This is a genomic window from Pseudomonas sp. SDO52101_S400 (assembly GCF_054071635.1).
In genome coordinates, this window is the sequence record NZ_JBSVWF010000047.1 from 15,198 (window position 1) to 40,489 (window position 25,292).

Genomic DNA, 25,292 nt, shown 5'->3' on the forward strand with positions numbered 1-25,292 from the left:
GCTCCCACATTGGGGTTGTGTTTGGCGCGGATCAAGTGTGGGAGCGGGCTTGCCCGCGAAGAGGCCCACCCCGACGCCACAAAATCATCAGACACAAAAAAGCCCCACCCGGCTAAACCGGACAGGGCTTTCTGCACTTCAGACCCTCCGCTTACGCGACGTTCATGGTCTTGTGCGTATCGATCAGGTGTTGCACCACACCCGGATCGGCCAGGGTGGAGATATCGCCCAGGCCTTCGTATTCGGCGGTAGCGATCTTGCGCAGGATGCGGCGCATGATCTTGCCCGAACGGGTCTTCGGCAGCCCCGGCGCCCACTGGATCACGTCCGGCGAAGCGATCGGCCCGATCTCTTTGCGTACCCAGTTTTTCAGTTCCAGGCGCAGCTGCTCGCTCGGCTCTTCGCCATTCTTCAGGGTGACGTAGACATAAATGCCCTGCCCTTTGATGTCGTGCGGCACACCGACCACCGCCGCTTCGGCGACTTTCGGGTGAGCGACCATCGCGCTTTCGATCTCGGCAGTACCCATGCGGTGGCCGGACACGTTGAGCACGTCGTCGACACGACCGGTGATCCAGTAGTAACCATCGGCATCGCGACGGGCGCCGTCACCGGTGAAGTACATGCCACGGAAGGTCTTGAAGTAGGTGTCGACAAAACGGTCGTGGTCGCCGTACAGGGTGCGCGCCTGACCCGGCCACGAATCGAGAATCACCAGATTGCCTTCGGCCTCGCCCTCGATGATGTTGCCGAGGTTGTCCACCAGCGCCGGCACCACACCGAAGAACGGACGCGCCGCCGAACCCGGCTTCAGCGCATGGGCGCCCGGCAGCGGGCTCATCATGTTGCCGCCGGTTTCGGTCTGCCACCAGGTGTCGACGATCGGGCAACGGGATTTGCCGACGTTCTTGTAGTACCAGTCCCAGGCTTCCGGGTTGATCGGCTCGCCCACCGAACCGAGCAGACGCAGGCTGCTGCCGTCCGCGCCTTCAACAGCGGCGGTGCCGGAGGCCATCATTGCGCGGATCGCGGTCGGCGCGGTGTAGAGGATGTTGACCTTGTGCTTGTCGACGATCTTCGCCACCCGGGTGATATCCGGGTAGTTCGGCACGCCTTCGAACAGCAGCGTGGTCGCGCCGTTGGCCAGCGGGCCGTAGACGATGTAGGAGTGACCAGTGACCCAGCCGACGTCGGCGGTGCACCAGTAGATTTCGCCCGGACGGTAGTCGAACACGCGCTCGTGGGTCATGGCCGCGTACAACAGATAGCCGCCGGTGGTGTGCTGCACGCCCTTCGGCTTGCCGGTGGAGCCGGAGGTATAAAGGATGAACAGCGCTTCTTCGGCGCCCATCTCTTTCGGCGCGCAGACGGTGCCCGCCACTTTCATCAGGTCTTCGTACCAGATGTCGCGATGCTGGTTCCACTTGATGTCGCCGCCGGTGCGCTTGCACACGATGACTTTCTGGATGCTGCTGGTTTCCGGGTTGGTCAACGCGTCGTCGACGTTGGCCTTGAGAGAAATCTTTTTGCCGGCACGGATGCCTTCGTCAGCGGTGATCACCACTTTCGAGCGGCAGTCGATGATGCGACCGGCCAGGGCTTCCGGCGAAAAACCGCCGAACACCACCGAGTGAATCGCGCCGATCCGGGTGCAGGCCAGCATGGCGACCACGGCTTCGGGGATCATCGGCATATAAATGGTCACCACATCGCCGCGGTGCACGTCCTGGCCACGCAGGGCGTTGGCGAGTTTGCACACTTGCTCGTGCAGTTCGCGGTAGGTGATGTTGCGGCTTTCGGAAGGATCGTCACCTTCCCAGATGATGGCGACCTGATCGCCGCGCTCGGCCAGATGACGGTCGAGGCAGTTGTAGGAAACGTTCAGGGTGCCGTCGGCAAACCACTTGATGTCGACATGGTGATCGTCGAACGAAGTCTGTTTCACCGTGGTGAAAGGCTTGATCCAGTCGAGGCGCTTGGCTTGTTCGCGCCAGAAGCCGTCAGGGTTGACGACCGACTGTTGGTACATGGCTTTGTAGGTCGCCTCGTCGGTCAGCGTATTGGCCAGAACCTCGGGACGAACGGGATACAGGGAAGCCGCACTCATCTTTCCTACCTCGGTGTAATAGTTGTTTTTGTATGACCCTGTTGTAGCCGGGGCGCCCGTATAGAACCATTCGACGATGGTAGTAACAAGCCCCTACATGTCGTGGCGATAATCCCGATGCTCGCCCGCAATGGCCTCGCAGGCCTTGAGTCTACTGGCCTGGCAGCGATTGTTACCAAATCTGCCAAAGGTGTTTATCAAAACCCCATCTGTTTACACCCTCCCCGCCTCCCTAAAATCTGCCTCGCCGACAAGGCAAAGCGATTAACAACGTTACAGCCCCCACGAAGGCCGTTAATCCAGCTCTGAAGTAACAAACCAAACGATGAAGTTCCACACGCAACCCCAAAAAGGTTGCGTGACCCCACTCGACCTCAAGAAGGTAAATTTCAAATGAAAGCTTTATTGGTTCTGGCCCTCAGCAGTCTGTGCGCAACCGCCATGGCAGACGAGGTCCCGACTGATGTCGCACAGCAACAACCAGCCATCGAGGAATACACTTACTCCACTCACCTGGACATCGCCAAAGTTGTATCGATGAGCGAAGTGCCGAATGTCTGCGAAGTGGTACCGATGAAAATGGAGTACGACGACTCCACCGGCCAGCGCCACATCCTGCGTTACAGCATCATGGGCAACGGCTGCACCAATTGATGGTTTGAGACTGCACCGAATCGGATCGCTCAGCGCAACATCGAGGGTCGATTCCAGCCCGGCTTCGGTCGGGCTCAGTTGTGTTTGAAGTGACGTAAAAGGGTTGCAAAACACAAGATATAGTGAAAAACGCGGTTTTTTGCTCGTTTTTTGAGCAATCAATCACACGCAGAAAAATTAATGAAAAAATTTTCTCCTGGATCAATCCCGGCGAAAGCCCTGTAAACCCTCGCTCCGATCGAAATCATCCTCCTGCTCGACCGCCCTGCGCTGTTTCGCCCTCCCCCACGCCGGTGTTTTTTTCCCTATAATGCCGCCCTAATCGGGTCAGCAATATTCCCTTACAGGGATCAAAGCCATTCTGAAGCCCCGCAGCAGCGACAACGCTGACCTGCGCCCGTCAGAGGCTCTCGGAAACCCGAAAAAATTTTCTGTTTATTGCCTGCGTTGCACCGCTGCAAAAAACGACATCCAACGCGGCCTGTACGGCCGTGTGAAAAACAACCAATCAGTTTTCACACGGGCACAGGCCCTCACGCAGGAGACGACACGTCATGCTGAGCTGGGACGAATTCGACAAAGAAGACAGTGAAGTAGCAGCAGTGAAAGGCGCCAACGCCGGCCACGCTAGCGAAGCCAACATGGACCGCCTCGACAGCGCCGGCGGTGCCGCTGCTCTCGAAGCCCGCGCCGTGACCGCCGAAGACTCGGCCGCCGTGGCCCGCGCCAAGGCTGCACTGGATTCCCTCGACGTCGCCGAAGGCCTCGCCGAACTCGAAGGCTCCGCCGCCCGTGTCGCCGTTGACGAAAAGCGCATGATCAACTGCCGCGCCGACCTCAACCAGCTCGTGCCATTCAAGTACGACTGGGCCTGGCAGAAATACCTGGACGGCTGCGCAAACCACTGGATGCCGCAAGAAGTCAACATGACCGCCGACATCGCCCTCTGGAAAAACCCGGAAGGCCTGACCGACGACGAGCGCCGCATCGTGATGCGCAACCTCGGCTTCTTCTCCACCGCCGACTCCCTGGTTGCCAACAACCTGGCCCTGGCCGTGTACCGCCTGATCACCAACCCGGAATGCCGCCAGTACATCCTGCGCCAGGCCTTCGAAGAGGCGATCCACACCCACGCCTACCAGTACTGCATCGAATCGCTGGGCATGGATGAAGGCGAGATCTTCAACATGTACCACGAGATCCCGTCGGTCGCGAAAAAAGCCGCCTGGGGCCTGAAATACACCCGCGCCATCTCCGACCCGGAATTCAACACCGGCACCGTCGAAACCGACAAAGAACTGCTGCGCAACCTGATCGCCTACTACTGCGTTCTGGAAGGCATCTTCTTCTACTGCGGTTTCACCCAGATCCTCTCCATGGGCCGCCGCAACAAAATGACCGGCGTCGCCGAGCAGTTCCAGTACATCCTGCGCGACGAATCCATGCACCTGAACTTCGGCATCGACGTGATCAACCAGATCAAAATCGAAAACCCACACCTGTGGGATGCCGAAATGAAGGAAGAAGCTTCGCAGATGATTCTGCAGGGCACCCAGCTGGAAATCGAATACGCGCGTGACACCATGCCTCGCGGTGTACTGGGCATGAACGCAGCGATGATGGAGGACTACCTGAAGTTCATCGCTAACCGTCGTCTGTCGCAGATCGGTTTGAAGGAAGAGTACCCAGGGACCACTAACCCGTTCCCTTGGATGAGCGAGATTATGGACTTGAAGAAAGAGAAGAATTTCTTTGAGACTCGCGTGATCGAATACCAAACTGGTGGTGCTCTGAGCTGGGATTGATAGTCTCGCTCGCCACGATTTGACGATTGCTGTTTGAGTCGTCGAATTGAGAAAGCAAAAAGCCCCGATTTGATCGGGGCTTTTTTATGGGCGGCTGGTTGTCCTTTTCCGTCCCTACGTTGCAGTGCTCAATCTCCTACAGCACTTACAGCCGCTTCGCATTGAAGCCAACTGCAAGCACCTCTAAGCTCAATTGCAGGTGCCTAAGAAACACCCAACGTAGAAGCTTGATCAGTCACACAGACGCATATGCCGTCAGTGGAGCTGCCTCGCTCGTTGGGATTTCTTCAGTCCACTCTACGTTGGGGCCAGGCCCTCCAAAAATCTAAACGTAGAGGTAATGGATATGCCCGATCCTTTTTCTGTAACAGTCTTCTCGCGTCACAACCTCGTACTACACGCCCTTCTGCTCGAAAACCAAACGTGGTTCTGCGCTCGCGATGTGGGTCGTTTGATGGGTTTCCATCTGTGCGAACGCATGGTCAACAAGCTAGATAAGGACCAACGTCGCGTTTTGTGGATTGAGTATTTTCGGCAACCCGAAAAGCAATTGATGCTCAGCGAATCAGGTGTGTATGCGCTGCTGGTGTACCACTACGTTCCGGGGAATCGGTTGTTTCGGGAGTGGTTGACTCTGCAGGTGGTGCCGGCCTTGCGCGATGCAGAACATTTGGGACATTCAGATCGGCCGATGTTGAGCTTGTTGGATTGGCCGGAGATGTCGTTGAGCTTGCTGCATTGGCAGGATGAAGGCTGGATTCGACTGCGGGATATGCCTTATCTGCTGAACGATCAGACGCAACGGCGGACACCGGGGAAGCCTTGGTGGCGAAAGGTTGCGCAGGTTTTTCAGTCTTCGGGGCACTCCATGGGGTAGTAATGGTGGTTGTAGGACTTTACGAGATCCGTCTTTATTTTCTGTAGGAATTTTCGTAGACATCAGTGATGGCCACTCAGTATCGTCCGAGGGTTTTCAACCCTCGGCGATTTTATGAGCGACAAGAAAAAAGACACTGACTGGACTGTTGCTGAGATTGAGGCAGCGGTTGACGCCTATCTGAAGATGTTTGAGCTAGAGCGAATCGGCCAAAAATTTAACAAAGCACATGAGAATCGCGTGCTGCGTGCATCTGCGTTGCACAACCGCACTGAAGGCTCAGTTGAATTCCGCATGCAGAACATCTCTGCCGTTTTATTGAGAATGCATAGGGAATACATCAAAGGGTACAAGCCAGCTAGAAACGTTGGGTCCAACGTTGAGCCAGCCATACGAGCAGTATTGATTGCCAAAGGGGTCACGCTTGGGGATCCAACGATTGCGACTGCGGATGAAGAAGCACTAGAACAGAGAGCTCTGGCGCTAGAAAAACTGCCTCTTGAAGACGAACCTGAGGGGATTGTGAAACCGAAGCGAGCTCCCGCCCAAAGCACTGCATTTATACGTGACCCGAAGGTTAGAGCCTGGGTCCGTCAAAAAGCCAAAGGAATATGTGAAGGGTGCGGTGAACCGGCGCCGTTCACCAAAAATGACTCGCCCTACCTTGAAGTGCATCACGTGAGGCATTTGGCGAATAAGGGTTCTGATCGAATCAGCAACGCTGTAGCACTTTGTCCGAACTGCCATCGGCGCTGCCATCACTCGAATGACAGCAAAGAGTTCACCGAGTCGCTTTATGACAGGGTTAAACGGTTGAAGCGTGAGTACCCGAACCGCAAATCCCTGTAACGAGAGAGCTTGCTCCCTCGCCACAGGGTTATGCGTGGCCTGCAGTTGCAGTGTGAGAGTTGAAATCTGGTTGGTGGCGAGAATCGCCAGCAGGCTGGCTCCCACAGATCCCGCATCATTCTGAAAACAATCAGTGCAACCCACCCCACCTCCCGCTATTAATACCCCTCCCCCACTCAAGGACCCGAGCCCCACCATGAAATTCGACCTCGCCTACTGCCTCAGCCTCGACGACAAACTGTCGATCTATGACGTTCGCGATCTCAATTTCGATGAGACGGTGGCGTTCGATTCTGCGAAGGAACACTTCCAGTGCCCCAACGACGCCTGTCGTGCGGCGTTCGATGCTTCCAACGAGTTGGGTACGTTCAACGCCAAGAACGTGAATTACGTGCGCACGCCGCACTTCAAGAATCTGCCCGGTACGCAGCATGTGGCGGGTTGTCCGTATGTGAGTTTGAAGACGTCGGCGTCGGGAGTTGAGGCGGCGGATGGGGAAACGGATGACGGGCGGGAGGAGCATTTCCCGTCGGAGTTGTTGCTGACGCGCCGTGAGTATGTGCGCAAGCCTGCCGCGCCAGCGGGGACCGCGGATGTGTTGCGGGATGATCCGGTGCGAGTGGCGACTAATCCCTCAAAAGAGTCGCCGAGTCGTGAGACGGCGCCGGACAAGACCAGTGTCTTCGCTCACCCCGTGGAGTGTTTTGTGTCGAACTTCGCGGACAAGGATTTGCTCAAGCGCATGCCGTTGAAGATTGGCGAGCATACGGCACCGTACAGTTCGTTCTTCAAGAAGATCGAGTACTTGATGGACAACAAGGGGCTGATTTACTGGGGCCGGATCAAGAAGATCGAGGACTTTCACAGCGCCAGTTTCCGGATCGATTTCGAGGACAAGGTCTGGTTCAAGAAGCCGGATGACAGCAAGAAGAAGCCTTATCCGGTCAGTGTCTATCTCAACAAAAAGCTGATCGACAACTACCGCAAGCGCAAGGCGTTTCTGGAAGAGATCAAGCACGCCATCGACAGTGACAAGGAGTTGTTCTGCTTCTTTTATGGCGTGACGCCAGAGTTGAAGCAGGTGCCGGGCAAGAAGAACCCCGAAAAGCCTTTCGAGGTCTTCAATGCCAATATCGAGAACCTGGATCACTTCATCATTCGTGAAGCGCCGGGTCTGGCGTGATGCTAGCCCTGGGGCAGTTGCAGTTTGACGGCGCCGGGGTGTTGCTTGATCAGGGAGTACGGCAGGATCGACCAGTCTGGTCTATCGCAAGAACGTTGTACGCGAGCGAAGTAAGCGCCCAAGTATAAGCCTTTCGCAGTGAAGTACCACGGCGAAGAACCCCAAACGCTTTCTTCCGTGAAGTCGCAATCGTCATCTTGCGTCGGTTTCTTCATTTCTGCGGGGTACAGGACGGTGAATTGCTTGATCAGCCAAGGCACCAGCTCTTTGCTTTCATACTGATAACGCGCGCCACTTTCAGCTGAGCTCAAAGGCTTGTCACCCAGGCTGTCTCGTTCGGCATGCAGAAGTGGCTTGCCCTCACCTACCCACAACACATCTTCGAGCGACAACGGATGACCAGTGCTCACATCAATATTGAGGGGTGAATCACCGAAGTCCGGATGCGCGCCACCGCAGAAATAGCTGGTCGAGATGTTCAGGCTGACCACGGCTGGCGAAATCATTTTGGGCTCTGCGTTCTGCATGAAGTCGACGTTTTCCCCGCCCAGCAGCTGGCAACCGTGATAACGAATGACTTCATTCCACAATCGTCCAAGCAACTGCTGGTTAACCCGTTGCAGATCATCTTTTGGCAGACCGGACTCTACGCTGAACAATGAAATCTTCGACTCGGGCTCTGTCCACCATTGCAGGGTGTAACCCATGAAGTCTTGTTTCTTCAGCGGTTTGAGTTTGAGTCCCTGTAGTCGCAAATATTCATACGGCTCGCCGTTTGGCAGCGCGGCGATGAAGGGCAGCGTAGAAGCTGTCGGCGCTGGAAACCTGGCCTCGGAAAGTTGCACTGTAAGCTTCTTGCCCTTCGGACTTTGCCACTCGCCCTGCCAGCCAGTGGCAGTTTCTTCCAGTTTTAAAGTTGGCAGTGGCTTGTCGTCGCTGTAGCGATTGTTGCCTTCGACCAACGTCAGGGTGCCGTCCTGCGATGACCCGCTGAGGGGCAGGTCCCGATGGTATTTCTCGTAGAAGTAACGACCGGTCACTTCATCCGGATTCTGGGTATTGATCTCGACCACAATCGGCGTCTTGCCCAATGTGCCGGTGAATACGCGCCGGCCATCTTCGGCATGGGCGGTGGAAATGAGTGTAAACAACGCCACGGCATATGGTGCCAGGCGTAACAATCCCTTGAGCATGGATCGATCCCTGAGTGAGTCGGAGGTTGCGCCGCAACGTGGGTGCCGGCGCTGGAAAAATCGGGGCGGATTATGGCGGGGGTTGCTTAAGTAATCGAGTTTTGTCGGTTGTATTCCTTCAGCCAGGCTTCGCGCTCGACTGCTGCGATCTCCCGATACACTTGCTTGCGCCGTTCCTTGGCCGCTTGAACTTCATCCTCATCCAGAGCGCAATAACGACGAAGCCAATGAACGGTCATCTCCTCATCCGGGTAGTAGTAACCCTTGGCGCCCTTGCTGTTTCTTGGGGTGTCGTTCATCTGTGCATCAAACACCATGGATGCGACTTCATCAGGCGGTAAACAACCTGCCCCTGCGGCCTTGTCCTGGAAGACCCAGGCAATTTCATCGATGTGTTTTTGTGCGCTGCGATGGCTGCGGCGATAGAACTGCTGCGGTCGACACATCCACTGGAATCGCTCAATCAACGGTTCAATATCAATCCACTCGGAGAGCCCGTGATGGGTTGCATGAAGCATGACACCGTTGAACCAACGATCAGCGAATTGCCCCACAAATGCATTCAGATCAGCCTTTTTCATGTCGGCGAAAACCATGCAATAGCGAGTCTTGATATGGATGGCGAACAGCACATGCTTTCGTTGCACGGTGATCGCATGCACCAGCCACTGTTCGACAGAACTGTCCATCTCATCATCTTCAATGATTGATGATGGTGGAGCGAAATCCACCGGGGTGATTTTTTTGCCCTGGTGGACGCGACTGAAGAACTTGCTGGCAGCTTCGGTGCAGTTGAAGATTAACATCCGGGTTCTCTGCTGATTGGTCGAAGGCATCTATCATTCCTGATAGACGATTTCCTCAACCCACTTGAGTTCGTAGGGTTGTCGCTCGATATCGGTGACCAGTTTAAGAGCTTCTTCACTGAGGATTGAGAGTTCGGCGTCGGTCAACAGGTCTCGGGACACCATCAAGGTCAACTTCCACAACGCGGAAGAGCGGGCAAGCCCATCGAACATTCGAGCCATTTCCCTGTCTCGATCCTGGATAAGGCCATACAACATACCGTAGCGGGCATGTGCTGACAGCGCTCCATGCTGAGCAATGGTTTTAGTATCGGCTAGTACGCCTTGGCAAAAGCGGTCGAGTGCGATCTTGCGCAGGTCTTTAAACTTCTTCCAGTCGCTTTCCAGGATCGACATAAAACTCTCCTGCATGACATTGAACGGTGCGAAGACTGACTCTTGCGAATTTGCCTCAAGATCTCACCTTGTCCAAGCCCATACTCACCCTTACGGCAGTTGCAGCGCAACACCACCCGGATGTTGTTTGACGATGTTGTACGGCAGAACACTCCAGTCCACGAATCCGCATACTGCTGCGACGTGCGGAAATGATGGCTCGATGTTGATGCCCTGTTCCGTGAAGTGCCAACCCGGATAATGCCAGGGATAATCCTCGTTGTAGCCGCAAACGTTTTCACCCTCGGCGGTGATGGTCATTTCGTTGGGGTAGAGTTTCAGAAACTGTGCGACCAACCAGGGTGCCAGTTCATTGGTGCGGTAGTTCGACCACGCTGTAGAGGAGCCGGGGGAGTCTGCGGCGAAATCTTCATATTCCTCGTAGTGCAATGGCTTGCCCTGCCCCACCCACATAACATCATCCAGGGTCAGAAGCTTGCCTGTCTTGGTATCGATGTTGAGCGCGTCGTGGCTTTGATCCGGATAGGCGCCACCGCAGTAATAGTCCGATGAAATCCGCACACTCATCACGGTGGACGACATCCACAGTGGCTGGCTCCACTGTGCGTAACTGCCGGAACAACCATAAGAAGACAACACTTCGCCCCACAAACGCGCCATCAATTTTTGGTTGATACGTCGACGCTCTTCGAGGGAGTAACCGGACACCACTTCAAACAGGGAAGTGTCAGTCTTCGGCTCGGTCCACCACTGCAGCGTGTAGCCCATGAAGGTGTCAGTCTTGCCTTTTTTGAGTGTGACGCCTTGCAGCCGCAGATATTCGTAAGGGTACTTATCGTGAAGTGTGGTGAAAAAGGGCAAGGCATCGGCGGGCACTTCGGGGATGACGGCTGGCTCTAACTCGATCTTCAGGGTCTTACCGGCAGTACTTGTCCACTCGCCACTCCAACCATTAGATGTCGGCTGCAGACGAAGGGTCGGGCGCGAGTCTTCCATTCGCGAACCTTCTTCCAGCACCAGTGTTTCCCCGTCCAGGACACCGTCGAGTGGCAGATCCTTGCGGTACTTCTTATAGAAGTAACGACCGTCTCCAGTGCGAGGATTTATTTCGAGGACGATAGCCGCTTTGCCCAAGGTGCCGGTGTACACCTGCGCGCCGTTATCGGCCCGAGTTGCCGTCGAGACAAACAACCCCGTCAGTAAAAGAGTAGCGAAAAGGCGTGTCAGTCCTCGGAACATCACTTCATCCTTGAATAAACGAGCAACTGCCCGCGCAAAATAGCCGTGGATTATGTCGAGGTTGTGCGGGGGAATCGAGCGTCTTCGTTATCAGCTCAAGCACATGCTGATCATCACCATCATGAGCAGACCGATATACACCCGCGCATGCACCCAATCCTGTATCCGTCCGATCCACGGCGTAGCCAGTCGAATCCCCAGCAACGATCCGAGCGTCAGCACCGCAAACGCCAGCAGATCCACATACCCGATAAACCATGGCCCGAGGTCTGTCTCGCTGAACCACGCGATCAGCATGTACGTCAGCGTTCCCGCCAGCGCCACCGGCACGCTCAATGGATTGGCCATAGACGTCGCCTGCGACATGCTCAACCCACAACGCCGCAATAACGGCACGGTCATGACGCTTCCTCCTACACCGAGAAAGGTTGCGATGGCGCCAATGCCTACACCGCCGCCGGACGTTTCCAGTGTTCTCAATCGACGTGGGATGGCGCCTTCGGACTGCGTAAGAAATCCGCGTCGCAGCAGGCAGTCGACAATCGTCACGCCAAGGTAGGCGATGAAGGCATAACGAATGACTTCGCCGCTGACCCAGACCGCGGCGATTGCGCCGACGACCGCGCCCAACCCGATGAACCCGCCCAAGGGCCACAGGTAATCACGGATGAGGTTGCCGGCGCGGCGATGTTTGTCGGTGGCGACCAGAGCGTTGACGATCATCACGCAGGTCGAGGTGGCGACGGCGATGTGCATGGCGGATTGGCTGATCGGGTCGTCGGCGCCGTGGCTGGCGGTGAGCATGCGATACAGCAGTGGCACGACGACGAAGCCGCCGCCGAAGCCGAAGAGCACGGCGGTGACGCCGGTCAGGCAGCCGAAGAGTGTCAGCAGGAGGTAGAACATGGCGCGTCGTCCGTTGTTTGGGAGAGTTCGACGATAGAGCGGCGACGCTTGGCCTGCTTCAGCAAGTCAGCCAATAATGTTTGCGTTTACGCCAATTTGCCGGGTGCCGCTCGATGCGCAATGTTTCGATCAATTTGCTGGACGACACGCCGCGCCCGGTGGTGGCGATCGGTACGGATTATTCCCACGGCCATCTGTTGCCACGTCATACGCATCGACGGGCGCAATTGTTGTACGGCGCGACCGGGGTGATGCAGGTCAGCACGCATGACGGCAACTGGGTGGTGCCGCCGCAGCGGGCGGTGTGGATTCCACCGGGGGTGGCGCATGAGGTTTTGATGCTCGGGGTCAGTACCCGCAGTTTGTACATCGAGCCGGGGGCGGTGGATCTGGGTGAGCGCTGTCAGGTAATCAGTGTGTCGCCACTGATGCGCCACTTGCTGATGGAAGCCGTGGAGCTGCCGCTGACGTATGACCTGAGCGGGCGCGACGGTGTGCTGATGAATTTGTTGCTGCATGAATTGGTGCGCAGCGCACCGCTGCCGTTGCATATACCGCTGCCGTCTGACGGAAGACTGCTCGAATTGTGTCAGACCTTTCTGCATCAGCCGCATGCCCACCAATCACCCCAGCAATGGTCCGATCAGCTGCACGTAAGCTTGCGCACCTTCAACAGACTGTTTCGTCAGCAAACCGGCCTGAGTTTCAGTCAATGGCGCCAGCGCGCCTGCGTGGTACTGGCGCTGGCGCGGCTGGCGGAGGGTGAGGCGGTGACGCGGATTGCCCTGGATTTCGGTTATGACAGCCCGGCGGCGTTCTCGACGATGTTCCGTCGGATCCTCGGTCAGGCACCGTCCGTCTGGTTGGAGGCGGCGAACTAGGGCAAATCAAAAAATGCGTTTGATCCCGGCTAAAAACAACTGTACAAAAACACAGTACATTTTCCATCAGCACTCTCGAGCCCGGAGCACACCATGGCCTCTTCAGCGATGAACCTCATCCTCGAACGTATCGCCCTTTTCCAGTTCACCCCGACCCATTGCGCCCAGGCCCGAGGGATGTTGGGCTGGAGCGTTGAACAGTTGTCGCGAGAGGCCAAGGTTTCAACAGACGACATTCAGCGATTCGAAGCGCAACAAGACGTGGCGGATGCGGTGCGGCTGGCGTTGACCTATCGGTTTGAGGCGCAGGGGCTGGTGTTCTTTCCGGGGTTTGCGCCGGGGCGCGGGGGGAATATGAGAGAGTCAGGCTCTGTAGAAATACGCGGTGAAATGGCAATGGTCGAGTAATTCACCGCGCATGGTTAGTGGAATGTGATTGTTGCTGCGGCTTGAATTCGAAGGTTCCACTGCCATTTGCAAGGAAACCCTCGTTGGCCTGATTACTCCTTGAACACCGGATGCTGCAATTCCATCGAAGCCTGCTCATAGCTGTACGCCATCGCAAACAACTGCGGCTCGCTCCACTGCTGGCCATAAAAGAACACGGAGGTCGGCATGCCGTCATCGTTCATGCCTGAGGGCAAGGTGATTGCCGGGTAGCCTGCGGTGGCAGCAGAGAACTGGGAAAAGCCGTCCGACTCGGCGAACAGGGCATCCAGATTGTGCTCACGCACCTGCTCGTCGATAGCATCTTTGAAGTTCTGGCTGATGGTTGTAATCAGTGCACTCGCCTCCTGATGGGAAAGCGCCGACGCGTTGATGGCCTCAAGCATCTCCTGGCCGTATTTCTCTGCACCGGGATTGGCCTTGTTGAAGTCGATCAACGCCTGCAAAGAATCGATCGGTAAACCCTGACGGCTGGCGAGATATTCGGGAAGCTCATGTTTCATCGCGCCCATCAGGCCGTTGATGTAGTCATCGATGGCCGGAAGACGCACAGTCAGTGGGACCAGCGTAGCGCCCTGTTCCTCCAGAGTTGCCAGAGCCACCAGCATCTCCAGAGTCGGGGTCAGCTCCGTATTGTGGGACCCTGTGTACGCAATCGGATAACCGATCCGTTTACCTTGCAAGGCTTCACTGGAAAGCAATGCGGTGTAGTCGACTCCAATGGGAGCGTTGGCAGTTTCTCTGTCCGAGGCGTCAACGCCTTGCATGACGTTGAACAGCAGCGCGGCATCCCGGACGGTACGGGTAAGCGTACCCGGAGTGTCTTGCAAGCGGGTGATCGGCACGATGCCGGAGCGGCTGAACAGTCCCAGTGTCGGTTTGACGCCAACCACACCGGTGGCCGACGCCGGGCAACTGATCGAACCATTGGTTTCCGTCCCCAACGCCAGCGGTGTGAAACCGGCGGCTACCGCTGCCGCCGGGCCGGAACTGGAACCACAGGTGCTTTTACTCAGCACATGAGGATTTTTCCCCTGGCTGCCGCGCCCACTCCACCCCAAGGGCAGGGACATGTCCCGCATCCCCGACCACTCGCTCATGTTGGCCTTGCCCAGCAGGATGGCGCCGGCATCGCGCAGTTGTTTAACCGTAAAAGCATCTTGAGCCGCCGGTTGCCCGACCATGGCCAATGACCCGGCACTGGTTTGCAGACTGTCAGCAGTATCGAAGTTGTCCTTCAACAGGACCGGGATTCCATGTAGCGGGCCACGGATCTTGCCCTGCGCACGCTCCTCGTCCATCGCTGTCGCGATGTCGAGAACCTGGGGGTTTATTTCGATGATGGCGTTGAGCGTCGGGCCTTGCTTGTCCAGATCCGCAATGCGCGCAATGAGGTGTTGAACCAGCGCAACCGAAGTCAGTTCGTTGCTGACCATCATTGCACTGAGCTCGCTGGCGCTTGCGTATTCAAGTTCAGCGCTGGAGGGCGCCGCGAAGGCGACACTGCTGGCGAGCGAAAGCAGGATGGCCGGCGCCAGCGTATTCATGTTGCGTTTAAAGCGGCATTTCATTTTCCAATCCTTGTTTAAGCCAATCACGAGTGAGTCATTTCACTCGCGACCAAGCCTACCGAAGCCTCAGGAAACGGCTGTCAGCAACAAGAACCAGTACTGGTAGGAAAATTCACCCTGCCTTGTAGCCGCTACAAGCAACGCGCCCTTTTTCTGACATCTCCTGTTCCACTTCCAACCACCACGCGTCCCCACGCTGGGGTTGCATCAAGTTAAACGCCTCACCCATTTTCGGCGTCGTGATGGAAACACTGCGTTCCCAGGCCAAGGCAAGAATGCGATCAAACGGTTCATGCCACGCATGCATCGCCAGGTCGAACGTGCCGTTGTGAATCGGAAACAGCCAGCGGCCCTTGAGATCGATGTGGGCTTGCAGGGTTTCTTCCGGTTGCATGTGCACGTGGGGCCATTCGACGTTGTAGGCGCCGGTTTCCATCAGGGTCAGGTCGAAAGGGCCGAACTGTTCGCCGATGCGTTTGAAGCCGTCGAAGTAGCCGCTGTCGCCGCTGAAGAAGATCCGTTTGTCGCCGTCGATGATCACCCACGAAGCCCACAGCGTCTGGTTGCCATCGAACAGGCCACGGCCGGAGAAGTGCTGTGACGGGGTGGCGATGAAGTGGATGCCCGCGACTTGGGTGCCCTGCCACCAGTCGAACTGGCGGATCTTGCTGGCATCGATGCCCCATTTGATCAGGGTATCGCCGACGCCCAGCGGGGTCAGGAAGACGTTGACCTTGTCCGCGAGTTTCAACACCGCTTCGTAGTCGAGGTGGTCGTAGTGGTTGTGCGACAGGATCACCGCTTCGATCGGTGGCAACTCGTCGATGCTGATCGGCGGCTGGTGGAAGCGTTTCGGGCCAGCCCATTGCACGGGCGAGGCGCGGTCGGCGAAGACCGGGTCGGTGATCCAGAATTTGTCTTGCAGCTTCAGCAGCAGGGTCGAGTGACCGAGGCGATAGACACTGTGGTTTGGCGCGGCAATCAGGTCGGCGCGGGTCAGAGGCTGTACCGGAATGGCCGACGCCGGGCGGGTGTTGTGCGGTTTGTGGAAGATCATGTTCCACATGATCCGCACCATTTTGCGCAAACCTTCGCGCTGGACCGGAGCGTGATTGCGGAAAGCCCCTTCGGCCTGACGCGAAGCTTCAGGTAATGGACTGACCGCGGAGGAAGTTGATTTGGCCATGACTGAATGACTCCAGAAAAACCGCGCAATTCACGGTTTTCCACGGTGGGACGATAAATGGCCAAGGCACGCACGCATCAGCCGGACATCTGCTTTTAGGTTGCACCGATTAACGCAACATTACACTGATCGGTGTACTTTCTAGGTTGCATCAAACCGCATGACAAGTAAACTGCCGAGTGTAATTTCATCTTTTTTCTGCCGAATCGAATTTATGACAGCTCCAACGCGCCTCACCGACCGCAAACGCGAAGCCATCATCCTGGCGGCCATTAACGAGTTCCGTGCCAACGGTTTCGAAGTCACCAGCATGGACAAGATCGCGGCTACCGCCGGGGTGTCGAAGCGCACGGTGTACAACCATTTTCCGAGCAAGGAAGAGCTGTTCGCCGAAATTCTCAACCAGTTGTGGGCACGGATCAGCACTGAGCAAGCCGTGTCATATCAGCCAGATCAGCCCTTGCGCGACCAGTTGCGATCGATGCTGTTGGCCAAGTTGCAGATGATGGCGGACGACAATTTCATGAATCTGGCCCGTGTCGCCATCGCCGCCGCGATCCATTCGCCCGAACGTGCACAGAACATGGTGGCACGCATGGGCGAACGAGAGGAAAGCGTCACCGTGTGGATTCGCGCCGCTCAGGCGGACGGTCGATTGAAACCCGTCGATCCGGAGTTCGCCGCGCATCAGGTACAGGGGCTGCTTAAATCCTTCGCCTTCTGGCCGCAGATTTCCATGGGCCAACCGGCGCTCGACAACGCAACACAAAGTGCCGTGGTCGAGTCGGCGCTGGACATGTTCCTGGCCTGCTATCAGCTCTAGGTCGTGCCTGCGCCACGATTAAATGGCTCACAAGGACACTGAATTTTCCCGCTGGAATAAATGACAATGTCTGTCATTGACCGATGAACGGTCACTCTGAAGAATTACACTGCAAAGTGTTTCAGAATGAATCTGGCGAAGAACATCATGGATAACCAACGCGGCAAAGGCTTGTCATTCGCCAGACGCATTTACCTGCCACGCGCCATCGGTTTGGGCGTCGGTTTCTTCAGTGTCGGCGCCGCGCTGTACCCGTTGAACATGCCGGCCTGGCTCTGGGCGCTGTTGCTGTTCAACGGTTTTCTCTGGCCCCACGCCGCCTATCAATGGTCGAGCCGCTCGGCCTTCCCCTACCGAGCTGAACGTCGCAACCTGCTTTACGACTCGGTATGCGGCGGTTTCTGGACTGCGTGTTTCCAGTTCAATCCGCTGACCGCCGTGACCATTCTGTCGATGATGACCATGAACAATGTGGCCGCCGGTGGCCGGCGTCTGTTCCTGCTCGGCGCCCTGGCCCAGTTGATCGGCGTGTTGTTGGGCTGGTCGGTGTTCGGGGTCAGATTCAACCTGACCACCACGCAAACCCAGGTCTGGGCGTGCCTGCCGATGCTCACTCTTTATCCGCTGGCACTGGGAATGGTCTGCTACAAACTGGCGATCAAACTCGCTGAACACAAACGCACCTTGAGCGCCCTGAGCCGCACCGACAGCCTCACCGGCCTGCTCAACCACGGCGCCTGGAAAGACCTGCTGCACCTGAAATTCCAGCAGTGCCGCGAGCACAACAGCCAGGCCACCCTGGCACTGATCGACATCGATCATTTCAAGGTGATCAACGACAGTTACGGGCACATCGTCGGCGACGCGGTGCTGCAACAACTGAGTCGCGAACTGAAATTCCTGCTGGATGAAAGTGAGCTGGCCGGGCGTTACGGCGGCGACGAGTTCTGCGTGATTCTGCCCAACCTGCCGCTGAGCAAAGCCGAAGCCCTGATGGAGCAACTGCGCCAGGCGCTGCATCAGTACCGCCATCCCGAGGTGCCCGAGTTGCGGGTCAGCCTGAGCATCGGACTGGCGCGTTTTCAACTGACCTGCCCGGATGCCCTCGACTGGCTGGATGACGCCGACAAAGCGCTGTACACAGCCAAACACACGGGGCGTAACACAATCTGCGTTGCGTTGAGCCGCTCCAGCGCCTGACAAAAGTTGTACAAGATCCTGGCAAATCACTTTCTTGTACAACCATACAAAGTTTGTATAAGATCTGGTTGTCAGCCTGGATGCTGGCACTATGAAGTCAACGCCGAACGTCGCCAGCATCTTCGGCCTGCCGCCGCGGGAACAGGGACAACACCTCTAGCCCTATTTCCGGAGCGCACCCAGCATGTTTTTCAATCGCCACAAGTCCGTCATCGACGACCTGCAACAAACCATCACCGAGCAATCCGGTTTGCTCGAAGCCATCGACCGCTCCATGGCTGTGATCGAATTCGATCTCGACGCGGTGGTGTTGCGCGCCAATGACAACTTTCTCAAGACCACGGGCTACACGGCAGCACAGGTGATCGGCCAGTCCCACCGCCAGTTCTGCCCGCCGGATTTTGCCCGCAGCAGTCAGTACACCGAGCTTTGGTCGAAGCTGAAAAACGGTCAGTTCCAGTCCGGCACCTTCGAGCGCATCGACAGCCAGGGCCGACCAATCTGGCTTGAGGCCAGTTACAACCCGATCAAGGATGCTTCAGGCCGCGTGGTGAAAGTGGTCAAGTACGCCATGGACGTCACCGCCAAGGTGCAGCAGGAAAGTGAAGCCAACGCCAAGTTGCAGGCCATCGACCGCGCCATGGCGGTGATTGAATTCGATCTCAATGGCAATGTTCTTACAGCCAATCAGAATTTTCTGACGCGCATGGGTTACACCCTCGCCGAACTCAAAGGTAAACATCACCGCTTGTTCTGCACCGCAGAGCTGGTCAACAGCAGCGAGTATCAGGATTTCTGGCGCCGACTGAATCAGGGTGAGCTCTTCCACGGGCAGTTCGAACGCGTCGACAAGCACGGGCGAACCGTCTGGCTGGAGGCCAACTACAACCCGGTCTACGACGCCGCCGGGCGTCTGTGCAAAGTGGTCAAATTCGCCTCGGACGTCACCGCCCGGGTCGAGCAGCACGAGCAGGATGCCCGCAGCGCCAGCGCCGCTTATCACATCTCCGTCGCTACCCGAAAAGTCGCCGAGCAAGGCACGCAAGTCATTCAGCAAGCGGCCAGCGAGATGCGCGAAATCGCCGATGACATCGCCCAATCGTCGACCCTGATCGCCCAGCTCGGCGAGCGCTCCGAGCAGATCACCGCCATCGTCAACACCATCCGCGCGATTGCCGACCAGACCAATCTGCTGGCACTCAACGCGGCAATCGAGGCGGCGCGGGCCGGTGAACAAGGGCGTGGTTTTGCGGTGGTGGCCGATGAAGTGCGACAACTGGCGGCCCGCACCAGCGGCTCGACAGCGGAGATTTCCAACATGATCGGCCTGATCCAGAGCGAAACCCGCCAGGCAATCAAGAGCATGGACGGCACCCGTGGGCGCGCCGCCCAAGGCGTCGAGCTGGCGGATCAGGCGGGGACGGTGATTCTGCAGATTCGTGACGGCGCCAGCGAAGCCGTGGAAGCGGTGAGCATGTTTGCCAACGAGCGTGCGCCGGGATAAGGCCAACACGGGCGACGCAGGGCTATAGTGACTCAACGTCCCAAGCCCTGCCGAGTCCGTCATGACCACCGAAAAAACCGAATCATCCAGCGCCCCTGTCGATCACCTGCGCTTTCATCGCCCCCACGCCCACCTCAATACAACCTTCGGTAACGACAAGTTTGCCTTGCGGGCCGAGGCGTTTGCGCGGTTCTTCGGCACGCCGACCTTCCTCGGCGCGCAAACCCTGATCGTTGTGCTCTGGGTGTGCCTCAACATATTTGGCGTCACCCACTTCGACGTTTATCCGTTCATTCTGTTGAACCTGGCGTTCAGCCTGCAATCGGCCTACGCCGCCCCGCTGATTCTACTGGCCCAGACCCGCCAGGCCGCGCGGGACAAGGCGCAATCGGACGCGGACGCGCAGCATCGCGAAGCTCTGGCCGTGGCCAACAGCGAGCGCCAGGTGCAGGCGGCGAAGAACACCGCGCAGTTGCTTGAGCTGCTGGAGCAGAACACCCGGCTCACCGAAATGACCAAGAACCTCACCGAACGCATCGAAGGCCTGACCCGCGAGTTGCACGATCACATGCGCCAGAACCCGCAATCCTGATCACGGCAAACGCAGCGCCCGCCCGAGTTCATCGAACAGCGTGACCACCGAGCGCAATGCTCGGCAGTCCGGGCGGGTCAGCAGCCACAGTGCGGTGTCGTAGCCGTGCAGCGGTTCGCTCAAGGCTTGCAGACCTTCGGTGATCAGAAAGTCCGGCAACGCCGCCACGCCGAGCCCGGCGCGTACCAGCTCCGTCACCGACAGCATGCTGTTGCAGCGATAGCCCGGCGTCACGCCCGGCAAGTGCTGGCGACGCCAGACGACAGTCGGGTGATCGGGCAGAAAATCGTCCGGGGCGATCCAGGTCAGTGCCGTCAGATCGGCCCCATCGGCATTGTTCAGATAACGCTCACTGGCGCAGACCCGGTAGGAAATCTTCGCCAGTTCCCGTCCGACCAGATGCTCCGGTGGTGTGCGCGTCAGGCGCACGGCGATATCGGCATCGCGGCGGCTGAGGTTGGCAAAGTCGTTGGAGGTGCTCAGTTCGATGGTCAGCGCCGGGTAGTTCGGCATGAACTGCGCGAGCGCCGGCAGCAGCAATCCTTGCAGCACAGAATCGGTACAGGTCAGGCGCACCGTGCCGCTGACCACTTCGCCGCCCTGCTCCACGCCGACTCGCGCCGCTTCCAGTGCCTGCTCGGCACGCTCGGCCTGCTCCGCCAAGGTCTGCGCGAGGCTGGTGGGCAGGTAACCGGCGCGGCTTTTTTCGAAGAGTTGTTGACCGAGCGCGGCTTCGAGGCGGCGCACGGCGCGAAACACCGTCGACACATCGACCTTCAACAGCTGTGAGGCCCGGGCCAGAGAGCCGCCACGCACCAGGGCGAGAATCAGCGCCAGATCCGGGAAGTCGAGCCGATAGTGCGTCGCTGCATTAATCACTTGGGGAAACGCCCATATTGAGTGCGTGAACGCCAATCTATAGTGAGCGTCATCCCTCAACAAGCACAGCGAACACTCATGGAATCCAGAGCCCTGCGCATCGCCCTGATCGGTGACTACGACCCGCAAGTCACCGCCCATCAAGCCATCCCCGTTGCCCTCGAGCTGGCGGCGGAACACATTCGCCGTCCCGTGGAATTCGAATGGCTGGCCACAGACCGGATTCACCTCGATACGCCGCTCGAAGGTTTCGATGGTTTCTGGTGTGTCCCGGCCAGCCCTTACAAGAGTGAGGCAGGTGCGTTGCGGGCCATTCGTTTTGCCCGCGAACAGCAGCGCCCCTTCCTTGGCACCTGCGGCGGTTTTCAACATGCCGTGCTGGAGTTTTCCCGCAACGTGCTGGGCTGGGCCGATGCCGAACATGGCGAAACCTCACCCGACTCCAGCCGCACGGTGCTCACGCCGCTGACCTGTTCGCTGGTGGAAGCGGTGGACAGCATCCATCTGGTGCCCGGTTCGTTGATCGCCAAGGCGTACGAAACATCGGAGATTCGTGAAGGTTATCGCTGCCGTTTTGGTGTGAATCCGCAGTTCGAACGTGAATTGCTGACCCATGACCTGCACGCCGTGGGTCACGATTCGGCAGGCGATCTGCGCGCCATCGAACTGAAAAACCATGTGTTCTTCGTCGCCACATTGTTCCAGCCGGAACGTGTAGCGCTCAAAGGGCAATTGACGCCACTGGTGCGGGCGTTCGTTGAAGCCTGTGTGGAGCAATCTCGATGAAGTCGGACAATGAGTGTTTCGCTGTGATCTTCACCTCGACCCGTACCGAGGGCGACAACGGCTATGCCGAAGCCTCCGAACGCATGATGCAACTGGTGGCCGAGCAACCGGGGTTTCTCGGCATCGATTCGATCCGGGGCGCGGACGGGGTGGGGATTACGGTTTCGTACTGGGAAAGCGAGGCGGCGATTCTGGCCTGGCGCGAGCATCCGGAACACCGGGTGATTCAGGCACGTGGGCGGGCTGAGTGGTATTCGGCATTTCATACGCGGGTGTGTCGGGTGGAGCGGGAATATCGGTTTGCTCTGTGAGTATTGAGGCGGGCTCACTGGCCCCTTCGCGGGCAAGCCCGCTCCCACAGGGTACTGCGTTGTTCTCAAGATCACGCGGTACCTGTGGGAGCGGGCTTGCTCCGGGCGGCGTTCCGACGAAGAGGCCAGGACAGTCACGCCAGAACCTCAGCCCTTGACCAGACTGCGCACCGCCACAATCTCCGGCACTTCGCGCTTGCTCATGTAAACGCGCAGCGGCTCGGTGATGTTGATCCGGTCATCGATGTGCTGATCGAGCAGCAACTGGATCAACTCGCGCTTGAGGGTCATGGTCTGTTCGGTGGCCGGGGCCCAGACGAATTCGCTGGCGGGAATGATGCCGTCATCGGCCACGTCCATGCCGAACGAATCTTCGCTGAAACGCACGATGTACTGGCCGGTCTTGCGATTGAGGCCGACAAAGCCTTTGAGGTCGTCGGCCGCCTGGCAGATGAGTTGGGATGTGATGCGCATGGTAAACCTCACAAGAGTGGTCAAAGGTTTACACGCAGGGCATTGGGGCACACCCTCTGCAGGGGTGGTTGCCGTGGCCAAGCGTACTGCAAACAAACGCACAAAAGTGCGGAAATTTTCGCTTTCAGTACGTTTATGTCGGTCTTGCGATAGCAGGTTTTCGTTTGAGTTGCTAAAAGGGACATCTTCGAAAATACCTGCGAAAGGACCTCGACATGCCCGCCACGTTTACCAAAAGCGCTCTGCTGCTGAGCCTGATGCTCGGCCTCGGCCAGGCCCATGCCGCCACCCAGCCAAGCCCTGTTGCACTCGCTGCCTCGGAGGGCATTCCGCACCCGGCCGTGATCGCCCACCGTGGCGCGTCCTTCGACGCCCCGGAATCCACCGCCGCCTCCTACAAACTGGCCCGCGACCTGGGCGCCGATTACCTGGAAATGGACCTGCAGCGCAGCAAGGACGGCGTGCTGTTCGCCCTGCACGACAACAATCTGCAACGCACCACCGACGTCGCCAGCAAGTTCCCGGATCGCAAGGACAGCCCGGCCAACGCCTTCACCATGGCCGAACTGAAAACCCTCGATGCCGGCAGCTGGTACAACAAGGCTTACCCGGATCGCGCGCGCCCGTCCTACGTCGGCCTGAAGATTCTGACCCTGGACGAAATCATCGACATCGCCCAGGCCAACCCGCAGCACAAGCCTGGCCTGTACATCGAGACCAAGGAACCGCAACTGTTCCCCGGCATCGAGCACGACCTGAAGGAAAAACTCCAGGCCCGTGGCTTGCTGATCCCGGCCGGCGCCAAGCAGCCAAAAGACGCCACCAGCGTCGGTGCAGGCAACGGTAAAGTGATTCTGCAAACCTTCGAGAAAAACAGCCTCGAACTGCTGCAAAAGGAAATGCCGCAGGTGCCGAAGATCCTGTTGCTGTGGGTCGGCGAAGGCAGCATCGAGCCGAAATCCAAAGTGACATTTGCCGACTCCGGCGAGAAGGACAAAAACGTTTTCTACGGCAAGCAAGAGCCGAAATCCGAAGCTGAATTCAAGCAATGGATCGACTATGCCAAGGCTCAGGGTGCCATCGGTACCGGCCCGTCGGCCAAGCTGACCCACGGCGGCGATCAGAGTTATTCGGATCTGGTTCAGCCATGGATGAACAAGTACACCCACGACAAGGGCATGCTGGTGCACGTCTACACCGTCGATGAGCCGGTGGACTACGAGAAAGTCATGGCTGCAGGTGTCGACGGCATCTTCACCAACCGCGCCAGCGAACTGCTGAAGTTCTACAAACGCCCGGCCGCCGCCAGTGTGGATCAGGTGTTGAAGAACAACGGTTTCTGATCCGTAAATCGGGGCGTCAGTATTGCGAGCAGGCTCGCTCCCACAGGGAGTCCGGCCTGCTCGCTGTGTTTTAAGGGTGAATTAAGTTGGGGTCATTAACCTGAACTCACTTGAACGAATCACCCAAAGGAATAACCGATGAAAACCCTGACTGCCCTGTTTACCGCTGCCGCCCTGACCCTCACCGCTGGCCTGGCCCAGGCTGACGTTCGTGTTGATCAGATCCCTGAGCTGGTCAAGTCCGGCAAGATCAAATCGCTGGAATCGATGAACGAACAAGCGCTGAAACTGCATCCGGGCGCGACCATCACTGACACCGATCTGGATAATCATTTCAATGGTTATGAGTATGAAGTCGAACTGAAAACTGCTGATGGCAAAGAGTTCGATGTGGACTTCGACGCGACCACCGGCAAGGTGCTGAGCAACAAGCAAGACACTTGATTGGCTGATAAAACAAAGCCGCATGACTTTTGGGTTGTGCGGCTTTTTTGTGTCTGTAGTTTGACGGAACTCTTGCGGCGCCTGTGAGATTTACCCCCTCACCCCAGCCCTCTCCCCCAGGGGGGCGAGGGGGAAAGGGAGCAGATCTCCATAGGTTTCAAAAACTGAGGTCAACTTAGAACTGTCAGGTCGGCGCACCTCTAACATTCAACTCCGCCTGTACCCTTCCGATGTATTGGGAGGGCCAGGGCGAAGGGAAAGGGAGCTGATCGGGGGATTTTATGCACCTGAGTTCGACACAAGATTTTCAGGTCGATGTATCTAGCAAAAACACCTCGGTCGGTCCCCTCTCCCTTTGGGAGAGGGCTAGGGTGAGGGGGAAGGTTTCACGCGGTCGTGCTGACCAGCGAGCCAGACGTACTCGAATCAGAATCCTGCAACGCCGCCAACAACGCCGCCGTCGCCGTCTGCAACGAAGCCGAAGTTGTCGCAATCTGCGACTGCGCAGCCGCAACATCCGCCGCCTTGGCATCCTGACTTTCCTGCTTGGCCTGGGCCGCTTGCAGCGCTTGCTGTTGTTCCTGCAATTGCTTTTGCAGCTCGGCGATCTGCTTGCGCAGTTCCTTCACGGTATCCGATTCATCACTGCTGGAACTGCTGTCCCCCGACGGTGCAGCACCGCCGCCCGCCGCCACTTTACTGGTGTCAGCTTTCACACTGGTGCTGGCCGCCGCAGTGGTCGACGTGTCGTCGCCCGTGTCGGCAATCGATGTTTTGCTGGTAGGGGTGGTGACGGTCTGATTGATCGAAACAGAGGTGATGCTGACCATGGGAAA

At 57.7% G+C, this 25,292-nt stretch carries 25 protein-coding genes and 2 pseudogenes; 16 read left to right on the top strand and 11 right to left on the bottom strand.

From position 1 onward, the window contains the following. Nucleotides 1-151: 151 nt before the first annotated feature. Nucleotides 152-2,107 carry an acetate--CoA ligase gene (acs, locus tag ACW9HX_RS21430; RefSeq protein ID WP_007951065.1) on the bottom strand — a complete coding sequence of 652 codons (1,956 nt, stop codon included), beginning with the start codon at nucleotides 2,105-2,107 and terminating at the stop codon, nucleotides 152-154. Between the two features lie 393 nt (nucleotides 2,108-2,500). Here acs and ACW9HX_RS21435 point away from each other — a divergent pair, with 393 nt between their 5' ends. The 5 genes from ACW9HX_RS21435 to ACW9HX_RS21455 all read left to right on the top strand — a co-directional run bounded on the left by ACW9HX_RS21435 (nucleotide 2,501) and on the right by ACW9HX_RS21455 (nucleotide 7,475). Further along, nucleotides 2,501-2,761 carry a DUF2790 domain-containing protein gene (locus ACW9HX_RS21435; protein WP_007951066.1) on the top strand — a complete coding sequence of 87 codons (261 nt, stop codon included), beginning with the start codon at nucleotides 2,501-2,503 and terminating at the stop codon, nucleotides 2,759-2,761. Nucleotides 2,762-3,315: 554 nt separating this feature from the next. Beyond that, nucleotides 3,316-4,566, top strand: coding sequence for a ribonucleotide-diphosphate reductase subunit beta (locus ACW9HX_RS21440; RefSeq protein WP_007951068.1), 1,251 nt, complete (start codon nucleotides 3,316-3,318; stop codon nucleotides 4,564-4,566). A gap of 346 nt (nucleotides 4,567-4,912) precedes the next feature. After that, nucleotides 4,913-5,443 carry a BRO-N domain-containing protein gene (locus tag ACW9HX_RS21445; protein ID WP_457382173.1) on the top strand — a complete coding sequence of 177 codons (531 nt, stop codon included), beginning with the start codon at nucleotides 4,913-4,915 and terminating at the stop codon, nucleotides 5,441-5,443. 114 nt (nucleotides 5,444-5,557) lie between these two features. Then, nucleotides 5,558-6,292 (top strand): HNH endonuclease, encoded by a 735-nt coding sequence (locus tag ACW9HX_RS21450; protein ID WP_457382146.1) that lies wholly within the window; start codon nucleotides 5,558-5,560, stop codon nucleotides 6,290-6,292. A gap of 196 nt (nucleotides 6,293-6,488) precedes the next feature. Beyond that, nucleotides 6,489-7,475, top strand: coding sequence for a hypothetical protein (locus ACW9HX_RS21455; RefSeq protein WP_457382147.1), 987 nt, complete (start codon nucleotides 6,489-6,491; stop codon nucleotides 7,473-7,475). A 2-nt stretch (nucleotides 7,476-7,477) separates the two neighbouring features. On the opposite strand, the gene ACW9HX_RS21460 is transcribed toward ACW9HX_RS21455, so the two are convergent. From ACW9HX_RS21460 to ACW9HX_RS21480, 5 genes are all read right to left on the bottom strand, one after another. Beyond that, nucleotides 7,478-8,668 carry a hypothetical protein gene (locus tag ACW9HX_RS21460; protein ID WP_457382148.1) on the bottom strand — a complete coding sequence of 397 codons (1,191 nt, stop codon included), beginning with the start codon at nucleotides 8,666-8,668 and terminating at the stop codon, nucleotides 7,478-7,480. Nucleotides 8,669-8,754: 86 nt separating this feature from the next. Further along, on the bottom strand, nucleotides 8,755-9,474 hold the full coding sequence (locus ACW9HX_RS21465; RefSeq protein ID WP_457382174.1) for a DUF6933 domain-containing protein: 720 nt from the start codon (nucleotides 9,472-9,474) through the stop codon (nucleotides 8,755-8,757). Between the two features lie 33 nt (nucleotides 9,475-9,507). After that, the gene (locus ACW9HX_RS21470; RefSeq protein WP_457382149.1) at nucleotides 9,508-9,870 is read right to left on the bottom strand and encodes a hypothetical protein; all 363 of its coding nucleotides are present in this window, start codon (nucleotides 9,868-9,870) and stop codon (nucleotides 9,508-9,510) included. A gap of 90 nt (nucleotides 9,871-9,960) precedes the next feature. After that, entirely contained in the window at nucleotides 9,961-11,109 is a 1,149-nt protein-coding gene (locus tag ACW9HX_RS21475; RefSeq protein ID WP_457382150.1) for a hypothetical protein, read from the bottom strand. 90 nt (nucleotides 11,110-11,199) lie between these two features. Beyond that, nucleotides 11,200-12,015, bottom strand: a complete 816-nt coding sequence (locus tag ACW9HX_RS21480) for a sulfite exporter TauE/SafE family protein (protein WP_457382151.1) — start codon at nucleotides 12,013-12,015, stop codon at nucleotides 11,200-11,202. Nucleotides 12,016-12,128: 113 nt separating this feature from the next. Here ACW9HX_RS21480 and ACW9HX_RS21485 point away from each other — a divergent pair, with 113 nt between their 5' ends. Beyond that, entirely contained in the window at nucleotides 12,129-12,896 is a 768-nt protein-coding gene (locus ACW9HX_RS21485; protein ID WP_457382152.1) for an AraC family transcriptional regulator, read from the top strand. Nucleotides 12,897-12,989: 93 nt separating this feature from the next. Beyond that, nucleotides 12,990-13,304 (top strand): XRE family transcriptional regulator, encoded by a 315-nt coding sequence (locus ACW9HX_RS21490; protein ID WP_457382153.1) that lies wholly within the window; start codon nucleotides 12,990-12,992, stop codon nucleotides 13,302-13,304. A 92-nt stretch (nucleotides 13,305-13,396) separates the two neighbouring features. Here ACW9HX_RS21490 and ACW9HX_RS21495 read toward each other — a convergent pair whose 3' ends face one another. After that, nucleotides 13,397-14,914: an amidase family protein gene (locus ACW9HX_RS21495; protein ID WP_457382154.1), complete on the bottom strand. Its 1,518-nt coding sequence runs from the start codon at nucleotides 14,912-14,914 to the stop codon at nucleotides 13,397-13,399. Between the two features lie 112 nt (nucleotides 14,915-15,026). Beyond that, on the bottom strand, nucleotides 15,027-16,100 hold the full coding sequence (locus ACW9HX_RS21500; protein ID WP_457382155.1) for an MBL fold metallo-hydrolase: 1,074 nt from the start codon (nucleotides 16,098-16,100) through the stop codon (nucleotides 15,027-15,029). 214 nt (nucleotides 16,101-16,314) lie between these two features. Between ACW9HX_RS21500 and ACW9HX_RS21505 the strand changes: the two genes are divergently transcribed. From ACW9HX_RS21505 to ACW9HX_RS21525, 5 genes and pseudogenes are all read left to right on the top strand, one after another. After that, nucleotides 16,315-16,923, top strand: coding sequence for a TetR/AcrR family transcriptional regulator (locus tag ACW9HX_RS21505; protein WP_457382156.1), 609 nt, complete (start codon nucleotides 16,315-16,317; stop codon nucleotides 16,921-16,923). 147 nt (nucleotides 16,924-17,070) lie between these two features. Beyond that, complete coding sequence (locus tag ACW9HX_RS21510; RefSeq protein ID WP_457382175.1) at nucleotides 17,071-18,123, top strand: diguanylate cyclase; 1,053 nt, start codon at nucleotides 17,071-17,073, stop codon at nucleotides 18,121-18,123. Between the two features lie 274 nt (nucleotides 18,124-18,397). After that, nucleotides 18,398-19,081: pseudogene (locus ACW9HX_RS21515) on the top strand (PAS domain-containing protein); the annotation flags it as partial. Nucleotides 19,082-19,189: 108 nt separating this feature from the next. Continuing rightward, nucleotides 19,190-19,627 (top strand): annotated as a pseudogene (locus ACW9HX_RS21520) (methyl-accepting chemotaxis protein); the annotation flags it as partial. Between the two features lie 61 nt (nucleotides 19,628-19,688). Beyond that, on the top strand, nucleotides 19,689-20,219 hold the full coding sequence (locus tag ACW9HX_RS21525) for a DUF1003 domain-containing protein (RefSeq protein WP_457382157.1): 531 nt from the start codon (nucleotides 19,689-19,691) through the stop codon (nucleotides 20,217-20,219). Here ACW9HX_RS21525 and ACW9HX_RS21530 read toward each other — a convergent pair whose 3' ends face one another. Continuing rightward, the gene (locus tag ACW9HX_RS21530) at nucleotides 20,220-21,161 is read right to left on the bottom strand and encodes a LysR family transcriptional regulator (RefSeq protein WP_457382158.1); all 942 of its coding nucleotides are present in this window, start codon (nucleotides 21,159-21,161) and stop codon (nucleotides 20,220-20,222) included. It abuts the gene before it with no gap. A 15-nt stretch (nucleotides 21,162-21,176) separates the two neighbouring features. Here ACW9HX_RS21530 and ACW9HX_RS21535 point away from each other — a divergent pair, with 15 nt between their 5' ends. Next, on the top strand, nucleotides 21,177-21,884 hold the full coding sequence (locus ACW9HX_RS21535) for a CTP synthase C-terminal region-related (seleno)protein (RefSeq protein WP_457382159.1): 708 nt from the start codon (nucleotides 21,177-21,179) through the stop codon (nucleotides 21,882-21,884). Further along, entirely contained in the window at nucleotides 21,881-22,195 is a 315-nt protein-coding gene (locus ACW9HX_RS21540) for an antibiotic biosynthesis monooxygenase family protein (RefSeq protein WP_457382160.1), read from the top strand. The genes ACW9HX_RS21535 and ACW9HX_RS21540 overlap by 4 nt, the downstream gene beginning before the upstream one ends. 147 nt (nucleotides 22,196-22,342) lie before the next feature. Here the strand turns inward: ACW9HX_RS21540 and ACW9HX_RS21545 are convergent, their stop codons facing one another. Next, nucleotides 22,343-22,669, bottom strand: coding sequence for a DUF2025 family protein (locus ACW9HX_RS21545; protein WP_085730336.1), 327 nt, complete (start codon nucleotides 22,667-22,669; stop codon nucleotides 22,343-22,345). 215 nt (nucleotides 22,670-22,884) lie between these two features. On the opposite strand from ACW9HX_RS21545, the gene ACW9HX_RS21550 reads away from it, so the two are divergent. Then, complete coding sequence (locus ACW9HX_RS21550) at nucleotides 22,885-24,012, top strand: glycerophosphodiester phosphodiesterase (protein WP_457382161.1); 1,128 nt, start codon at nucleotides 22,885-22,887, stop codon at nucleotides 24,010-24,012. A 138-nt stretch (nucleotides 24,013-24,150) separates the two neighbouring features. Further along, the gene (locus ACW9HX_RS21555; RefSeq protein WP_197871217.1) at nucleotides 24,151-24,456 is read left to right on the top strand and encodes a PepSY domain-containing protein; all 306 of its coding nucleotides are present in this window, start codon (nucleotides 24,151-24,153) and stop codon (nucleotides 24,454-24,456) included. 386 nt (nucleotides 24,457-24,842) lie between these two features. On the opposite strand, the gene ACW9HX_RS21560 is transcribed toward ACW9HX_RS21555, so the two are convergent. Next, on the bottom strand, nucleotides 24,843-25,286 hold the full coding sequence (locus tag ACW9HX_RS21560) for a hypothetical protein (RefSeq protein WP_457382162.1): 444 nt from the start codon (nucleotides 25,284-25,286) through the stop codon (nucleotides 24,843-24,845). Nucleotides 25,287-25,292: the final 6 nt, after the last annotated feature.

What these genes read in the sequence shown, in the direction of transcription:
- ACW9HX_RS21445 (WP_457382173.1), top strand. Translation starts at nt 4,913, where the DNA reads ATGCCCGATCCTTTTTCTGTAACAGTCTTCTCGCGTCACAACCTCGTA.
- ACW9HX_RS21545 (WP_085730336.1), bottom strand. Translation starts at nt 22,669, where the DNA reads ATGCGCATCACATCCCAACTCATCTGCCAGGCGGCCGACGACCTCAAA.
- ACW9HX_RS21560 (WP_457382162.1), bottom strand. Translation starts at nt 25,286, where the DNA reads ATGGTCAGCATCACCTCTGTTTCGATCAATCAGACCGTCACCACCCCT.
- ACW9HX_RS21460 (WP_457382148.1), bottom strand. Translation starts at nt 8,668, where the DNA reads ATGCTCAAGGGATTGTTACGCCTGGCACCATATGCCGTGGCGTTGTTT.
- ACW9HX_RS21510 (WP_457382175.1), top strand. Translation starts at nt 17,071, where the DNA reads ATGGATAACCAACGCGGCAAAGGCTTGTCATTCGCCAGACGCATTTAC.
- ACW9HX_RS21480 (WP_457382151.1), bottom strand. Translation starts at nt 12,015, where the DNA reads ATGTTCTACCTCCTGCTGACACTCTTCGGCTGCCTGACCGGCGTCACC.
- ACW9HX_RS21450 (WP_457382146.1), top strand. Translation starts at nt 5,558, where the DNA reads ATGAGCGACAAGAAAAAAGACACTGACTGGACTGTTGCTGAGATTGAG.
- ACW9HX_RS21470 (WP_457382149.1), bottom strand. Translation starts at nt 9,870, where the DNA reads ATGTCGATCCTGGAAAGCGACTGGAAGAAGTTTAAAGACCTGCGCAAG.
- ACW9HX_RS21505 (WP_457382156.1), top strand. Translation starts at nt 16,315, where the DNA reads ATGACAGCTCCAACGCGCCTCACCGACCGCAAACGCGAAGCCATCATC.
- ACW9HX_RS21455 (WP_457382147.1), top strand. Translation starts at nt 6,489, where the DNA reads ATGAAATTCGACCTCGCCTACTGCCTCAGCCTCGACGACAAACTGTCG.
- ACW9HX_RS21490 (WP_457382153.1), top strand. Translation starts at nt 12,990, where the DNA reads ATGGCCTCTTCAGCGATGAACCTCATCCTCGAACGTATCGCCCTTTTC.
- ACW9HX_RS21465 (WP_457382174.1), bottom strand. Translation starts at nt 9,474, where the DNA reads ATGTTAATCTTCAACTGCACCGAAGCTGCCAGCAAGTTCTTCAGTCGC.
- ACW9HX_RS21495 (WP_457382154.1), bottom strand. Translation starts at nt 14,914, where the DNA reads ATGAAATGCCGCTTTAAACGCAACATGAATACGCTGGCGCCGGCCATC.
- ACW9HX_RS21550 (WP_457382161.1), top strand. Translation starts at nt 22,885, where the DNA reads ATGCCCGCCACGTTTACCAAAAGCGCTCTGCTGCTGAGCCTGATGCTC.
- ACW9HX_RS21435 (WP_007951066.1), top strand. Translation starts at nt 2,501, where the DNA reads ATGAAAGCTTTATTGGTTCTGGCCCTCAGCAGTCTGTGCGCAACCGCC.
- ACW9HX_RS21535 (WP_457382159.1), top strand. Translation starts at nt 21,177, where the DNA reads ATGGAATCCAGAGCCCTGCGCATCGCCCTGATCGGTGACTACGACCCG.
- ACW9HX_RS21485 (WP_457382152.1), top strand. Translation starts at nt 12,129, where the DNA reads ATGCGCAATGTTTCGATCAATTTGCTGGACGACACGCCGCGCCCGGTG.
- ACW9HX_RS21555 (WP_197871217.1), top strand. Translation starts at nt 24,151, where the DNA reads ATGAAAACCCTGACTGCCCTGTTTACCGCTGCCGCCCTGACCCTCACC.
- ACW9HX_RS21440 (WP_007951068.1), top strand. Translation starts at nt 3,316, where the DNA reads ATGCTGAGCTGGGACGAATTCGACAAAGAAGACAGTGAAGTAGCAGCA.
- ACW9HX_RS21540 (WP_457382160.1), top strand. Translation starts at nt 21,881, where the DNA reads ATGAAGTCGGACAATGAGTGTTTCGCTGTGATCTTCACCTCGACCCGT.
- ACW9HX_RS21525 (WP_457382157.1), top strand. Translation starts at nt 19,689, where the DNA reads ATGACCACCGAAAAAACCGAATCATCCAGCGCCCCTGTCGATCACCTG.
- acs (WP_007951065.1), bottom strand. Translation starts at nt 2,107, where the DNA reads ATGAGTGCGGCTTCCCTGTATCCCGTTCGTCCCGAGGTTCTGGCCAAT.
- ACW9HX_RS21500 (WP_457382155.1), bottom strand. Translation starts at nt 16,100, where the DNA reads ATGGCCAAATCAACTTCCTCCGCGGTCAGTCCATTACCTGAAGCTTCG.
- ACW9HX_RS21475 (WP_457382150.1), bottom strand. Translation starts at nt 11,109, where the DNA reads ATGTTCCGAGGACTGACACGCCTTTTCGCTACTCTTTTACTGACGGGG.